The sequence below is a fragment of the Edaphobacter modestus genome, assembly GCF_004217555.1.
In the GTDB taxonomy this organism is placed as follows: Bacteria; Acidobacteriota; Terriglobia; order Terriglobales; family Acidobacteriaceae; genus Edaphobacter; species Edaphobacter modestus.
In genome coordinates, this window is sequence record NZ_SHKW01000001.1 from 5,110,210 (window position 1) to 5,125,232 (window position 15,023).

The 15,023-nt window shown below is 58.6% G+C and carries 13 protein-coding genes; 8 read left to right on the forward strand and 5 right to left on the reverse strand.

Annotated elements, in window-relative coordinates; translation table 11 throughout:
• The 6 genes from leuS (at position 1) to BDD14_RS21550 (ending at position 8,220) form a co-directional block, all read left to right on the forward strand.
• Positions 1-2,643 (forward strand): leucine--tRNA ligase, encoded by a 2,643-nt coding sequence (leuS, locus tag BDD14_RS21525; RefSeq protein WP_130421117.1) that lies wholly within the window; start codon positions 1-3, stop codon positions 2,641-2,643.
• Complete coding sequence (locus BDD14_RS21530) at positions 2,643-3,593, forward strand: hypothetical protein (RefSeq protein ID WP_130421119.1); 951 nt, start codon at positions 2,643-2,645, stop codon at positions 3,591-3,593. The genes leuS and BDD14_RS21530 overlap by 1 nt, the downstream gene beginning before the upstream one ends.
• 61 nt (positions 3,594-3,654) lie before the next feature.
• A complete protein-coding gene (gene guaA, locus BDD14_RS21535) occupies positions 3,655-5,214 on the forward strand; it encodes a glutamine-hydrolyzing GMP synthase (protein WP_130421121.1) in 1,560 nt (519 codons plus the stop codon).
• Between the two features lie 184 nt (positions 5,215-5,398).
• Positions 5,399-5,812: a hypothetical protein gene (locus BDD14_RS21540; RefSeq protein WP_130421123.1), complete on the forward strand. Its 414-nt coding sequence runs from the start codon at positions 5,399-5,401 to the stop codon at positions 5,810-5,812.
• Positions 5,813-5,984: 172 nt separating this feature from the next.
• On the forward strand, positions 5,985-6,665 hold the full coding sequence (locus BDD14_RS21545; protein WP_130421125.1) for a carbonic anhydrase: 681 nt from the start codon (positions 5,985-5,987) through the stop codon (positions 6,663-6,665).
• A 10-nt stretch (positions 6,666-6,675) separates the two neighbouring features.
• Positions 6,676-8,220 (forward strand): SulP family inorganic anion transporter, encoded by a 1,545-nt coding sequence (locus BDD14_RS21550; RefSeq protein WP_130421127.1) that lies wholly within the window; start codon positions 6,676-6,678, stop codon positions 8,218-8,220.
• Positions 8,221-8,480: 260 nt separating this feature from the next.
• Here BDD14_RS21550 and BDD14_RS21555 read toward each other — a convergent pair whose 3' ends face one another.
• On the reverse strand, positions 8,481-9,491 hold the full coding sequence (locus BDD14_RS21555; RefSeq protein WP_130421129.1) for a tagatose 1,6-diphosphate aldolase: 1,011 nt from the start codon (positions 9,489-9,491) through the stop codon (positions 8,481-8,483).
• 301 nt (positions 9,492-9,792) lie between these two features.
• On the opposite strand from BDD14_RS21555, the gene BDD14_RS21560 reads away from it, so the two are divergent.
• Both BDD14_RS21560 and BDD14_RS21565 read left to right on the forward strand, forming a co-directional pair.
• A complete protein-coding gene (locus BDD14_RS21560; protein WP_130421131.1) occupies positions 9,793-10,005 on the forward strand; it encodes a hypothetical protein in 213 nt (70 codons plus the stop codon).
• A complete protein-coding gene (locus BDD14_RS21565; protein ID WP_130421133.1) occupies positions 9,992-10,735 on the forward strand; it encodes a hypothetical protein in 744 nt (247 codons plus the stop codon). The genes BDD14_RS21560 and BDD14_RS21565 overlap by 14 nt, the downstream gene beginning before the upstream one ends.
• 208 nt (positions 10,736-10,943) lie before the next feature.
• Here the strand turns inward: BDD14_RS21565 and BDD14_RS21570 are convergent, their stop codons facing one another.
• The 4 genes from BDD14_RS21570 to lepB form a co-directional block, all read right to left on the reverse strand.
• Positions 10,944-12,584 (reverse strand): hypothetical protein, encoded by a 1,641-nt coding sequence (locus tag BDD14_RS21570; RefSeq protein WP_130421135.1) that lies wholly within the window; start codon positions 12,582-12,584, stop codon positions 10,944-10,946.
• 313 nt (positions 12,585-12,897) lie between these two features.
• Positions 12,898-13,521 carry a hypothetical protein gene (locus BDD14_RS21575; protein ID WP_130421137.1) on the reverse strand — a complete coding sequence of 208 codons (624 nt, stop codon included), beginning with the start codon at positions 13,519-13,521 and terminating at the stop codon, positions 12,898-12,900.
• A gap of 4 nt (positions 13,522-13,525) precedes the next feature.
• Entirely contained in the window at positions 13,526-14,173 is a 648-nt protein-coding gene (locus BDD14_RS21580) for a hypothetical protein (protein WP_130421139.1), read from the reverse strand.
• A gap of 84 nt (positions 14,174-14,257) precedes the next feature.
• Complete coding sequence (gene lepB, locus BDD14_RS21585) at positions 14,258-15,022, reverse strand: signal peptidase I (protein WP_242618110.1); 765 nt, start codon at positions 15,020-15,022, stop codon at positions 14,258-14,260.
• Position 15,023 lies beyond the last annotated feature (1 nt).

Here is a 15,023-nt window from a genome sequence, read left to right on the forward strand (position 1 = left end):
ATGTCAGAGATCGAGACGAACGCGACAGAACGGCAGGCGAGGTATAACCCGGCGGAGATTGAGCCGAAGTGGCAGGCGCGGTGGGACGCGGATCCAGCGCTTTATGCGGCGGAGGGCCATGATTCGGGCAAGCCGAAGTTTTATTGCCTGGAGATGTTGCCGTACCCCAGCGGACAACTGCACATGGGCCATGTGCGCAACTATGCCATTGGCGATGCGCTGGCGCGCTACATGTGGATGCGCGGGTACAACGTGCTGCACCCCATGGGATGGGATGCCTTCGGCCTGCCGGCGGAGAACGCGGCGCTCAAGAACAATACGCCGCCGCGGGAGTGGACGCTTCAGAACATTGCGGCGATGAAGAAGCAGATGCGGCGCATGGGTTTGAGCTATGACTGGTCGACCGAGGTGACGACGTGCCTGCCGGACTATTACCGCTGGAACCAGTGGTTCTTCGTGAAGATGTTCGAGAAGGGGCTGGCGTACAGGAAGAAGAGCAAGGTCAACTGGTGTCCCGACTGCCAGACGGTGTTGGCGAACGAACAGGTGATCAATGGCCGTTGCTGGCGTCATGAAGATACGCTCGTCGAGCTGCGCGACCTGACCCAGTGGTTCCTGCGGATTACGAAGTACGCGGATGAGCTGCTGGATGGCCTGGACAAGCTCGAAGGGTGGCCCGAGAAGGTTCGGACGATGCAGCGGAACTGGATCGGCCGGAGCGAGGGTGCGCTGGTGGACTTCGCGGTGGACGGCGATCCCGGCAAAAAAGCAACCGCAGGTCCTTCGACTTCGCTGCGCTCCGCTCAGGATGACACCTATAACGCTCGGGATGACATCCGTAATGCTCAGGATGACACCTGTGATGTGATTACGGTCTTTACGACGCGGGTGGATACGATCTTCGGGGCGACTTCGGTGCAGCTGGCCCCTGAGCATGCTGTGGCGAAGGCCTTTGCGACGGAGGACGCGGCGCTGGCGGAGAAGATTGAGGCGTTGCTGGCCGAGCAGAAGAAGGCGCGCGAGGCCGACGACTTTGGCGCCATTGAAAAGCATGGTGTGAATACCGGGCGGTTTGCGGTGAATCCGTTCAATGGCGAACGCGTGCCGATCTGGGTAGGGAACTACATCCTTGCCGACTATGGGACCGGGGCTATCATGAGCGTTCCGGGGCACGATGAGCGGGACTTCGAGTTTGCCCTGAAGTATGGGTTGGAGGTTCGCCGTGTGATCGCGCCGGAGAGCGGAGCAGAGGTACCGGAGCTTCCGTTTACTGCGGAAGGGGACGCTGTGCTGATCAACTCGCGCGAGTGGGATGGTCTGAGCTGTGTCGAGGCGCAGCAGAAGATGGCTGCGTTCGCGGAGAAGAACGGGTTCGGGTCCGCGACCGTGACTTACCGCTTGAAGGACTGGGGGGTGAGCCGCCAGCGTTACTGGGGCACACCGATCCCGATGGTGTACTGCGAAAACGGCCACGCGGGGCTAGAGCCAGGTGGAGTTGTTGCGCTTCCGGAGAGTGCTTTGCCAGTGCTGCTGCCTGCGCAGGTTGAGATTACGCAGGAGGGTGGATCGCCGCTTGGCAGGGTTGCGGAGTTTCTGAATACGATGTGCCCGGTGTGCGGAGGTCCTGCGCGGCGCGAGACCGATACGATGGATACCTTCGTGGACTCGAGCTGGTACTTCTACCGCTACACGGACGCGAAGAACGAGACGGCGCCGTTTGAGAGTGACAAGGCGAACTACTGGTTCCCCATGGACCAGTACATCGGCGGAGTCGAGCACGCGATTCTGCACCTGATCTACTCGCGCTTCTGGACGAAGGTGATGCGCGATCTTGGCATGATCAAGAGTGACGAGCCCGCGGAGCGGCTGTTCACTCAGGGAATGGTGATCAAAGATGGCGCGAAGATGTCGAAGTCGAAGGGCAATGTGGTCTCTCCCGACGACATGATTGCGCGTTATGGCGCGGATGCGACGAGGATGTATTCGCTGTTCGCCGCGCCTCCGGACCGTGACCTGGAGTGGCAGGAAGAGGGTGTTGCCGGAATCAGCAGGTTCCTGGGGCGCGTGTATCGGCTGACGACGAAGTATGCGGAGCTTACCCGGGAGTCTGGCGTAGCTCGGGCGGCCAATCGCACAGAGATCGATCAGGCGTTGCTGCGGAGGCTTCATCAGACCATTGCCAAAATGACGCTGGACTTCAGCGGACGCTGGCATTTCAACACGTCGATCGCCGCCATCATGTCTCTGGTAAACGAGATCGTAGCGGCGGAGGTAGCCATTGATGAAGGGAAGGCCTCGCCGGCGGCAGTGGCTGAGATCGTTCGCAATCTGGTGCTGATGCTCGCGCCTTTCGCTCCGTTCTTTGCGGCGGAGTTGTGGGAGCAGATCGGTGGAGAGGGGATCGTCTTCAGAACGGCGTGGCCGGTGGTGGATGAAGAGCTGGCGCGTGAGGACGAGATTGAGATCCCGGTGCAGGTGAATGGGAAGCTGGTGAACGTGATCAAGGTCGCTGCCGGAAGTGAGGAAGAGGCGATCAAGGTTGCGGCGCTGGCCGATGAAAAGGTAATGGCACGCATTGTAGGTAAGACCGTGGTGAAGGTGATTGTGGTTCCGGGCAAACTTGTTAATCTCGTGGTGAAGTAATGGATCGCGTGAAGGAGGGCGAGCTTGTCTCTGCCGCCGATGGATCTGTGCGGGGCACGCAATCCTTTGTACGGACGCTGTCGGAGTGCTGGTCGCGGCCTTCGCTGACGGCGCTTGAGATTCTGTGGCGCTGGACCTATGGGGTTCCGGCGCTGGCACTGGTCTGGAGCGTTGCGAAGCGAATCCTGTCGAAGAGCGCGCTGGATACGGGAGCGCTGCAGGCGATGACCGTGACCAAGCCGCTGGAGGCCGCGCAGACCCTGGCCGATGCCATGGCGGTTCTTTTGCCGGCAGTGAGCCGTGAGGCGCTGTGGCTGGCGCCTTTGCTGTTGCTCGCCTGGGTGGTGTGGTCCTCGGCGGGAAGAACCCTCGTCCTGCATCGCGCGGATAAGAGTCTGCATACAAGGCTCTGGACGATGATGGTGCTGCAGCTCCTGCGCGTACTCGCACTTGCCGCAGCTTTTCTCCTGTGGCTCATATGCCTCCATAGGGCGGCTGCGACAGCGGTGACGGGGCCGCTGGAGCGCGGCGTAGATCCGAACCTGGTGATTTACTTTGCTCTGGCGATTGTCTCAACGCTGGGGGTTTTTGCCCTGTGGGCTGTTATCAGCTGGTTCCTCAGCATTGCGCCGCTGCTGTCGATGCTTCGCAACCTGGGACCTGGGGCGAGCCTCGCCGCGGCACTCAGGCTGGGCACGCTCAAGAGCAAGCTGGTCGAGATCAACCTCGTGATGGGAATCGTAAAGATTGCGCTGCTGGTGCTGGCGATGGTCTTCTCGGCTACTCCGCTGCCGTTTGAAAGTATCGCGACGGCAGCTTTCCTTAACGTGTGGTGGGTGCTCGTCGCGATCGCTTACTTTATCGCGTCGGATTTTTTCCACGTTGCCCGTGCGGTCGCGTACCTGAAGCTTTGGCGGGCCTACGAGGCTGGGCCGAATGATTTGAAGTGACCCACTCTCTTGCGGATCGTTCCTCAGGGTGATCCGCTGGCACGCGATTTACACTAGGGATGTGGACACCTCTACGATCGTCATCCTGGATTTTGGATCGCAATATACCCAGCTGATCGCGCGGCGCATTCGCGAGTTCAATGTATTTTCGGTGGTTTTGCCCTGCACGGCCTCTCTTGAGCAGGTTCGTGCGCTGAAGCCGAAGGGCCTGATTCTTTCAGGCGGGCCAAGCTCGGTCTACGACGCCGACGCTCCGAAGGCCGATCCCGCGGTGCTCTCGATGGGAGCCCCGGTGCTGGGCATCTGTTACGGTCTGCAGTTCATCACGCACCATCTCGGCGGTAAGGTGGAATCGGCCCCGGCGCGCGAGTACGGCCATGCCCAGGTGACCGTGGTTGCGGAGACGACGCTGTTTCGCGGATTGCCCCAGACACTTGACGTCTGGATGTCGCACGGCGATGAGGCGAAGTCTCTTCCCGAGGGGTTTCACCTGACAGCGAAGACCTCAAATGCGGTTGCGGGAATCGCGGACGAGTCGCGTCGCATCTGGGCGGTCCAGTTTCACCCCGAGGTGGCGCATACACGCCAGGGAATGGAGCTGCTGAAGAACTTCTGCATCGATATCTGCGGCGCGAAACAGGATTGGACGCCGGAACACTTCATCCAATCCACCGTAGAGAAGATCCGTGCGCAGGTGGGTGATGGCCATGCGATCTGCGGCCTGAGCGGTGGCGTCGATTCTTCGGTCGCGGCCGTACTGGTGGCGCGTGCCATTGGAGACCGGCTGACCTGCATCTTCGTGAATAACGGAGTGCTGCGGAAGGATGAGTTCGCCAAGGTGCAGCGCAATATGCGCGAAGGACTGGGGCTGAACGTCGTCGCCATCGATGCAGGAGAGCGCTTCCTGACCAAGCTGGCCGGGGTTACCGATCCCGAGAAGAAGCGCAAGATTATCGGCAACGAGTTCATCGCGGTCTTCGATGATGAGGCGACAAAGATCTTCGAAGCGGAGAAGAGTGCGGGGGAAGAGGTGGCGTGGCTGGTGCAGGGCACGCTTTACCCGGACGTGATCGAATCTTCGAGCGTGCATGGGCCGTCGCACACAATCAAGAGCCATCACAATGTAGGTGGCCTGCCTGAGAACATGAAGCTGAAGCTGATTGAGCCGCTGCGCGATCTGTTCAAGGACGAGGTGCGGCGGATCGGCCGCGATCTGGGGATGCCGGAGGAGATTCTGGAGCGGCAGCCGTTCCCGGGGCCGGGGCTGGCAGTGCGCATCCTCGGCGAGGTGACGGCAGATCGGGTTGCGCTTCTGCAGGAGGCGGATGAGATTGTTGTGACCGAGATCAAGGCTGCCGGCCTCTATCGCAAGGTATGGCAGAGCTTTGCGGTGCTGCTGCCGGTGAAGAGCGTAGGGGTGATGGGCGACCAACGGACATATGCGTATACCTGCGCGATCCGCGCTGTGGAGAGCGAGGACGGCATGACGGCGGACTGGGCGCCGTTGCCCTACGAGGTGCTGCGAACGATTTCAAGCCGGATTGTGAGCGAGGTACGTGGGATAAACCGCGTTGTGTACGACATCACGTCGAAGCCACCGGGCACGATCGAGTGGGAATAGATTCTGGCTGCGTCTGGGCTTCCGGCGCATGCAGAATCGGCATCCTATGGACACTGAGCAGGCTATCGAGCTCAGAGCAGGATTGGGACGGAATGAAACCGTTTAATGCAGAAAATAGAAAACTTAATGCACCATTAAGTTGACTTCTGCGTCTACTGCTGTAGACTCCTGATTAAGATTGCTTATGAATCGACACAAACCCATTTCGCACAAGTTGCTTTTCGGCGTAATCTTCGCCGGACTGAACCTGTTGTGCTTTCTGGGTGCGGTGCACGGTCATAAGGTCGTTCACCAAACTCGAATCAACTACTCGCATATTCCAGCACAGGGCTCACGCCGTTCAGGCGCGCAGGCCGGGTTTGTGGCATCGGTGGATGCAGTGGTCGAGCATGCGGTTGTAGTTCATCCTTCAAGCAGCCAGGCGATCACGGCGCTACAGGGCGGATCGTCCGTCATGCCGCTGGTTGCGGTGGCCCCGGCAAAGTTCAAGTTGCCGATACCTGAAGGAATCACAGAGCCGCTGGCACAGGAAAATGTGCTCGCGCTTGGTTGTGCCCCACGCGCCCCTGGACTGGGTCGCGCCCCTCCTGTTGCATAAATCTCCCTCGCACAACTTCGCCTGGTGTTTGCTGATCCTGTTTTCCTAAGGGCTCTGCATCCGCGGAGGTCTCCGTATTGGATCGATCTCAGCTTCCATCCCCAGGTGTATCTGTTTTCGCGATTCGAAATGGCGTGCGCGCTTATTGGCGGCTCGGCCTGTGGAGAGGTGTATGCAGCAACTAATAGATGGTTACGCACGATTCCGTTCCAATGTATTTCCGCAACATTCCAAGCTCTTTGAGCGACTGGCGAAGGGGCAGGAGCCGCAGGCTCTGTTCATCTGCTGCTCGGATTCGCGCGTCGTCCCCGAGATGGTGATGCAGTGCGATCCGGGGGTGCTGTTTCCCTCTCGCAGTGTAGGGAATCTTGTTCCTCCGCCAACGGAAACCTCGAGCGGTGTGGCCGCGACGATCGAGTATGCGGTTCGCGTTTTGAAGGTCCCGGACGTTATCGTCTGCGGACACTCTGACTGCGGGGCGATGAAGGGCATCCTCGAGAACGAGAAGCTCGAGTTGCTGCCAGCGGTGCGGTCTTATCTAGAGCATGCGGGGCCGTCATCGAAGTGGCTCACAAGGCTTTTGAAGGGCGCGACCTCCATGTCATTCGAGCAGAAGCTGCAGCTTCTGACGGAGGCGAATGTCATCGCGCAGGTGCAGAATCTGCGGGTGCATCCGGCAGTGGACGAGGCATTGAAGAAGAATTCGGTCCGGGTCCACGGCTGGGTCTACGACATCGGCAGCGGCGGTATCGAACAGTTCGATCCGGCGCAAGGCTGCTTCCGTCCGTTACTGGAGAGTCAGGCCGGAGCGGCTGTATCCACATCCACGGAACAGGAACGCAAGATTGCATAAGGGAGATGTCATGTCGAACCAACTTCGTCAGGTAGCGAATAGAGCGGAGGTCAAGAGTGGCTCGTTAATGCGAGATTTTTCTGCGTCACTTGTAGTGTTTCTGGTTGCGCTTCCGCTTTGCATGGGTATAGCTCTGGCGTCGGGTATGCCGGCGGCGTCGGGGCTGGTTACGGGTATTATCGGCGGTCTAGTGGTTGGTTTTCTTGCCGGACAGCCGCTGCAGGTCAGTGGCCCGGCGGCGGGGCTGGCGGTAATCGTCTTTGAGCTCGTTCGTGAGCATGGTATTGCCGCTCTGGGGCCGCTCCTGGTGATTGCTGGAGCGATTCAGCTCGTTGCAGGTTTGCTGAAGGCGGGCCGCTGGTTCCGAGCCATTTCGCCGGAGGTAATCCATGGAATGCTGGCCGGAATCGGCGTACTGATCGTGATCCAGCAGTTTCACGTTGTGCTCGATCGATCTCCCAAGCACAGTGGCCCGGAGAACATCGTCGGGATGTGGGATGCGATCTTCGGTGGCCTGTTCCCGCTGAACGGAAGCAAGGAGGAGGCCGCGGCTCTGGTGGGGCTGGTGACGATGGCCATACTGATTCTATGGGAGAAGTTCCGCCCGGCGAAGCTGAAGCTGCTTCCGGGGGCGCTGCTTGGAATTGGCGCGGCGACGGTGCTGGCGCAAGTGCTTCATCTTGGCGTGAATCGCATTAAGGTTCCGGAGAACCTGGTGCAGATGATCTCGTTCCCGAGTCTGAGCTCGCTTCAGGGAATTCCTCTCACCACCATCGTCGGGACGGCGCTGGCGCTGGCGTTCATCGCGAGCGCGGAGACGCTGCTGTCGGCGGCGGCGGTCGAGCAGATGCAGACGCGCTGGAAGACCAACTACGATCGCGAACTGACGGCGCAGGGTGTGGGCAACCTGCTCTGCGGCTTGGTGGGCGCTCTGCCGATGACCGGGGTTATTGTTCGCAGCTCGACCAATGTACAGGCGGGCGCGGAGACGAAGCGTTCGGCGATCCTGCACGGGCTGTGGATGCTGCTTTCGGTTCTCGCATTCGCCTCGGTGCTCCGCTTGATTCCGACGGCAAGTTTGGCGGCGGTGCTGATCTTTGTAGGCATCAAGCTGGTGAAGCCCTCGGAGGTTAGAAAGCTGGCACGCTTCGGAAAGACTCCTGTGCTGATCTACTTTGCCTCGATGCTTACGATCGTCGCGACCGATCTGCTTACGGGCGTTCTGGTCGGCGTGGCGCTGTCGGTGATGCGCCTGCTGTATAACGTCACGCACCTTGAGGTTCAGGTTACGGAGGAGGGTGGCGATACGCATGTTCATCTGTCTGGAATCGGTACGTTCATGTCGATTCCGAAGATCACCCACGCACTCGATCAGGTGAAAACGGACGGTGCTGTCCATGTTCACTGTGCCCATCTCCGCTATATCGACCATGCCTGCATTGAGGTGATCGAGGGATGGACCGAGCGTCTCGAGCAGACCGGGCAGATTGTGTACGTCGACATGGATAAGCTCCATCTGCGCTATCGCGCCCGGGTGAGCGAGACGGTGACCTAAAGATTGATTTTTCGCAGGAGCGGGGCTGCAATCCCGTCGGCCCCGCTCTTCTTTTTTCAAATTTTCCGAGGTTGTACGAGAGCAGTAGATTTACAGACGATGCAAAGGTAGTTCAAGTAAAAACAAAGAAAGCGGCGGACCGATAAGGTCCGCCGCTTTTACTTGTGAGGGCCGGTTGCTGCCATGCCGTGTTCCGTCGGAGTCAGTGGCCGGCGGGAAGAAGACAGGGACTCTTCCGGCACCGGCCCAGACGGGAATGGCTAGCCGAGGGCTTCGAGGCTGTTAACTCCGAACTTGTAGTACCAGGGTGTGGCTGCCTTGAGGGCGTTATTGACGTTGGTGATGTTCTCGACGCCGGTAGTCTCCAGCCAGTCACGGAATGCCTTCGTCCCCTGCTTGGCGTAGATGGGAATACCTTCCTTCCAGGTGGCGCGGCCGCAGAGAACGCCGTTGAATTTGGTTCCGGACTCGCCCGCCAGCTCGAGGGTTTCGATGAAGACGGGGTTTGAGACGCCAGCGGAGAGATAGATGAAGGGCTTGTGCGTCATGGTTTCGGCGTCGCGGAAGTGCTGCAGGGCCTCGGCGCGGGTATAAGCCTTCTCGCCCTTGAAGGATTTTGTGCCTTCGACGAAGGCCATCTCCACGGGGACCTCGACCTTGAGCACGTCGATGTTGTAGCGGGCCTTGCCGAACTCGGCCATGGAGCCGGAGACGATCTCAGGCTTCTTTTTGGCGTAAGCGATGGATTTTTCGTCGCCGCCCTCGGCGTCGTAGCCGACAAACTCGAGGAAGAAGGGGATGTCGTGGGCGAGGCACTCGTCGCCGATGCGCTCGATCCAGGCGTGCTTGAGGTCGTTGACGGCGGTCGTCGCAAAGGGGGTGTAGTAGAGAAGGATCTTGATGCAGTCGGCTCCTGCTTCCTTCAGGCGGCGTACGCTCCAGACATCGAGCAGATCGGGAAGACGGCCGGGAGTTGCGGCGTCGTAGCCGGTCTTCTCGTAGGCCAGAAGCAAGCCCTTGCCGTTGCGGACCTTGGAGGCGGGGAGGCCGTACTCCGGGTCGAGCAGGATGGCAGAGGCGTGACGGGTGAGGACCTCGGTGACCTGGAGCTTGAACTCCTCGAGATCCTGGGCGTTGGCGGCGGCCCCCCGCTCTTTCGCGAGAGATTTCTGGAGCGAGCCGCGCTGGTCCATGGCGGCGGCGGCGATGACGCCGCGAGGGTCGGATACAGATTTAAGTCCGGCGAGTTTCCCTGGGGTCAGCTTCGACATTGCTCGTATTCTCCTGAGGTTAGGTGTCTTAGAGGGCCATTTTACACAGCGCGGAAGAGAGTTGGCTGAGAGCCGTTGTCTGACTGTACCCCCTCCGGATACATTTTGCGCAAAGTCTTCAAAAAATTAGGTTTAGGTCGGTACTTCCTGGGATGGTTGCGATGCAACGCGGGGGCCGGATGGTTTCTGCTTCTGTATTTATTTTACCGACCGGGATGAAACTGATCGGCACTTCTAAGATGCTTATTCCCGGCGGGTTGATGCCTATGGAGGGTTGACCAGCTTCTGAGAGAGTCCCCTGATGGAAGAGAATTCGCCAATCCCGATGTATCTGCCGTCAGAGTGCGGAACGACGGGTGATTCGTACGCCCGTGGAACGCTGCTGCTCGAGCAGGAAGCGAGCTGGGCGAGACTGTCGGCTTCGGTCTCGGGAACCATAGGTGGGATGATACTTGTGGACGCAGATTGGGTGCATGATGGTTGGGATGAGGATGATGCGTATGAACAGGTTTAGAGATCTGGCAACGGTGATGCTTGTCATGGCTACGGTACTGGAGAATGGAGTCGCGCAAAGCGCAGCTTTGAACGCGCCATCGCAGAGTGCAGCGAGCGCATCCGCACCGACTGGGGGACGGAGCAGCGGGCTGGTGGTGCGAGGTTACGATGGACAAGCCCCACTGACCTATCGCGACGGGCAGGCGTATGTGGAGGTGGAAGGACTGGCGCGAGTGATTGGAGCGAGCATCGCCTTCCAGGGAACTCGTATGGTCTTGACGCTGTCGACGCCGACGGCGCCCGCATCCGCTGCTGCGCCGGTGGCGCCTGCACCTCAGCCGAAGGAAGAGAGGGGATTCTCCCGGGAGTTTCTGCGAGCGGGAGTAGAACAGATGACCGTGGTTCGCGAGTGGCGCAGCGCCATTGAGAACGCGATTCGCACGAACAACCCTGTGGATCAGAGCTGGGTTTCAGGATATCGGAGCAACGCGCAGAGCAGGATGGGCATGGCGACTGCGTCGGCAACGACGGATGCAGACCGCCAGGCGCTCCCTCTCTTGCAAAGTGCGATGGCGATGATGCAACAGCTCAGCGATCGGTTTCTGGCGCTACGTACAACGGCTTCGTACGTCTCCCCGGACACGTTGGATAACGATCCACTGGACCAGAAGATTCTGGCCTGTGCGCAGGGAATGGCGGCGATTGCAATTCCGGGCGGGCAGTTTCAGGACGTCGATGCCTGTCATTGACAGGGCTTTGCGGAAGTCGGAGACAAGCAGAGGAACGGCCGGTCTGACACAATCAGACAGTGGATCTAATTTCGCTCTGATTCACATTCCTACCAGCTGAGCAGGACGGTCGATGAGGATGTTTTCAGGTAAGGTGTTTGCCTCACCTGAATTTGCGCTCGAAAACAAATCTTCGCGTTGTCCAAAAATTTTACCTCGAAAGAGCGCGCTAACCTGCAGGCCTGGCTTCAGGAGTGAGTCTGTCGTGTTCTTCTTCCAGGGCCACAGCCTTGTCTGGGGTAACGCCGTGATGATTGCGTAAAGCTTGAGTTATTTCTGGGTAGAGAGGCGAATCTTTGCGGACTAGCCAACACTCGCGATCGCCCTCGCCATATTGCCAGTGCTTTCGCTGTCTGTAAAACTCCGATCCGAACGATGTAAGCCAGAGCTCATAATGGTTCGCGTGCGCACCAATGGTGAGGTTACGAGTCAAATGTGGCCAAGAGCGCTCGGCATAGTTGGACGACGACCACGAGGGCAACACGAGACAACTTTCCGGTCGGTCGGGATGAAAGGCGACCAGGTCCGGTCTGATCCGTCCAACATCTGAGCTTTGCAGGGGCCGGTGGGCGAACTCGGGTGTATTGAGCCCCCACGCGTCGTAGGTGGTCCAGTTTGAGAAATATGGGATGAAACCAGCCTCAGAAGTGAGAATTGTTCCATGCCGGGTAGCGTGGCTTAACTCTTCCGCGATGCTCTTAACTTCTCCGAACTGCTCATCCCGAAAGGTCCTTACCTCTCTGGACAATGGCAACATAAGAAGCACTGACCAAGCCAAGCATCCGACCCTGAAAACAAGTACTTTGTGTTCTCCAAGCGCCGCCCAATTCGCAGCGATGATTATCGCCGTTGCCAGTGGCAAGTAGAAAAAGAACCGGGCCGCGACATTTTGATCCAGTCTCATTGCCCAATAGAAAAAGGTTGGAACGGCGACGAGCGGAACTATAAGCCAAAGATGCCGCGCTTCGGCACGAAGGATGATTGGCGCGAGCATGACTATAGCGAACAAGAGGTAGATCAAGCTCTGGTGCAGGGAATGAGGGACGAATAGCCCTAGAACCCGATGGGTGTCAGCCTTGACCAGAAATGGAAGAGGAAATAGTTCCCCGAAATATATCCACCGCCACGAAAAGTAGATAATCCCCGGAGCCGCAAACAATGCCCCTATCGTAGCGGCATTCTTCCATCGCAGCGGTCCACGAACAATGAGGTAGGCGAGCAACGGGATCGTGAATACCACAGCATCCGGGCGGAAGAGGCAGAATACGAAAGCAGCCAACGACGCTCGCTCTAGCTGGCCTCTCATCACAAAAAGCACGAAAGTCGAGAGCAGAACGGCGTCTGGCAACACCGCGAAGCCAGAGGCTGCAGCAAGAATCTGAGGCATCAAGGCAATCGATCCCACGATCGCCAGCAGCCGCAAAAGCGAGACTTGCACCTCAGCGATCTTCAACAGGATTACGGCCAGCAAGATCAGGGACAAAACATTCATGCCCGCAGAGAACCATAAGGGTGGGATATGAAGGCGAATGCCTGCAGCGACCAATAACATCCAACCAAAATCCGTCGCGCCCTCAACATGTGGTCCATTGGCCAGGAACGTGATTGATCCATGCTCCGCGAGGTTTCTGCTGTATTGAAACAAGATGATTGCGTCTTCTGCTGGAAGGAAGCGAGACGGCACAAATGCGAGTGCAACTAAGGCCACTTCGCCATAGATGGAAAAAAGCGTAAGAACGGTGCGATCGAAGATCTTCACGCCGCTTTCGCTGAGAGGATTGACCTTGTACTGCTCTGTTGTGGAAGCCACCTCGATAGGCACTTATGTATTTCCCCTTCTGATTCGGTTGCTCCTTTTTGCTCGCTGGTAGCCAATGGCCAAGGGTAAGACTACCTAGGGTTGATGAATAATTCAAAGGCAGGCCATAGCATCACAGTCAACAAAGATGCTTTTCTTGTTTAGGTATCCGCGTGCATATCCAACGCACCAAATACAACGATCATTGGAATGTTCGTATCTCGAAACCGATTGAAACACCTCGACACATGGAGGCAGCATCGATCGTGTCGGTATCGCGATACCTTTTGGAAGTCATCTTTGAGCGCGGCTGCTGACGCCAGAATCAACTTGTGATTCGGTTGCGTTCGCGGAGGAGCAAGAGGCCGACCATCCAGCCAAACGAGCTCATGAAGCCGATGTAGGCGAGGACGAGGGCGAGTTTGGTGAGACTGGTCCGGGTATCTCCGAAGTAGCCGTTGATGACGGCCTCGTTGAAGCCGAGGCGTTGAGCGATGCAGGCCTCGCGGGAGAGTCCTTCGCAGGGCGGAGTATGGGGTGAGCCGAGCCCAACAGCGAAGGAGACGGTCTGGTTCGCGGCGGGGACTTCGATGTGAGCGACCGCGAGCATCTGGAGTGCGAGGAAGACGATGAGGGTGACGACGGCCAGGGCCGCGGCGATTCGAAACTCGATGGGACCGGCAGGGTCACGCTTTCTCCACTGAACGAGGACGGCGATGATTCCCATGGAGGCGATAGAGATGGGAATGGCAGTGCTCTGGACGGAATGTGGAATGAGGGAGAGCAGCGGTGTGAAGAGTGGGACGCCGACGAGGCCGAGATAAGGCGCGAGGCCGACGGAGACGCTGATGGAAAAACCAAGGAGATAGCGAACCCAGGAAGAGGCAAGGCGTGGAAGCTTCGCCTCGGGCGTGCCGGAATTGGGATGACCTTGTGTGTTTTCGGTCATGGGATCAGTGTTCAGCGAGAAGGTTGCAGGGTAGCGAGGAGCCGGAGCTGCCCTGATGGACGAAGGTGCAGTGTAGGGCGTTGCCTTTTTCGCGGACGAGATCGATGGTGCCGGTGATGGTCTTTTGGCCATCGCGAGTGACCGTGTAGTTATAGACTCCTCGCCACAGGTTGGTGATGGTTCCTCGCGAAGCACGGGAGAGTTTGTCGCCCGCGACAGGGGTGATCTCAAAGAGAGCGCCGGTGGGATTGCTGTCGAGGATGAGATCGAGGCGATAGGCGCTGACGTTCTTGAGGGAGTTGAGGAGATTGTTGGCGTTGGTGAGATAGGGGCCGCAGATCTTCATGTCGACTTTTTTATTCGCCGGAACTCCTTTTAGGGAGGCAGGAAAGTTTTGCAGGACATAGGCTCGGAGAGGTGCGGCCTCTTTTGGGAGGTCGTCGAGGAGTTGCTGGCGGGTTACGGCGAGAACGCTGTTGAGGTCGCCTGCGGGGTAGCTCCATTTGGGATTGGAGAAGCGGCGGGTGCTCGCCTGGAAGTCGGCGGCGGTCTGGGAGATATTGGACGCGATCTGGGCGTCGTCGGCCAAGGGCTGCTGCGAGTTGAGGGGCCCGAGAGACAGAAGAAGGAGAGCTGTTGCGTAACGTTTCACGCCTGAACCCCTTGCCCGATGATTTGATGGTGATGGTACGCAGGAGGAGATACCCGGCGCAAGCGGAGCGGGGAGGAGGGAATCTTAGTCGATGCGGCGGAGGGTGCGGCTCCATCGTGTTTCGTCGAAGAAGTGCAGCATGGTATGCAGAGTCGATTCAGCCCTCTCCGTAAGGGAGGTTTTGTAGATGTCATCGTCCAGCATTTCGAACGACCAGTAGACGAAGAGTGGACGGCCGATGAGATTGCTGCGTGGAACGAGACCCCAGTAACGGCTGTCGAAGCTGTTGGTGCGGTTGTCGCCCATCATGAAGTACTCGCCGGGAGGAACGACGAGGTCTTCGCCCTGGATGTGAGTGGGAAGATCGACGGACCAGGTGGCGAGGACGCCGCGTCCCTGGCTTGCCGGGAGGGCGGGGAAGTCATCGTTGTATGGGTCGTAGTTGGTCGCGGTGGGCATGGCGGCGTAAGGCTCTTGCAGAGCGATGCCGTTGCGGTAAACAACGCCGTGACGGAGATGGATATGATCGCCTGGGAGTCCGATGACTCGTTTGACGAGGATGTCATGGTCGCCCTGAGCGTTGGGAGCGGGACGGAAGAAGACGACGGGTTCGTCGTGCCGGAGCTCGTGATAGTGAACGAAAGGCACCAAAGAAGAGGAAGGCGCAAGGGTGACGCGCTCAACGACAACATGATCGCCTACCAGCAGGGTGCTGGCCATGGAAGCGGAGGGGATCACGAAGTTCTGGAAGAGAAAGCCCATGACGAAGATTCCGACGGCGAGGGTGGAACAGAGAGAGGCCAGTTCCTGAAAGCTCGTGCCGTGCTTGTCGCTGCTCTGCTTTGTCATG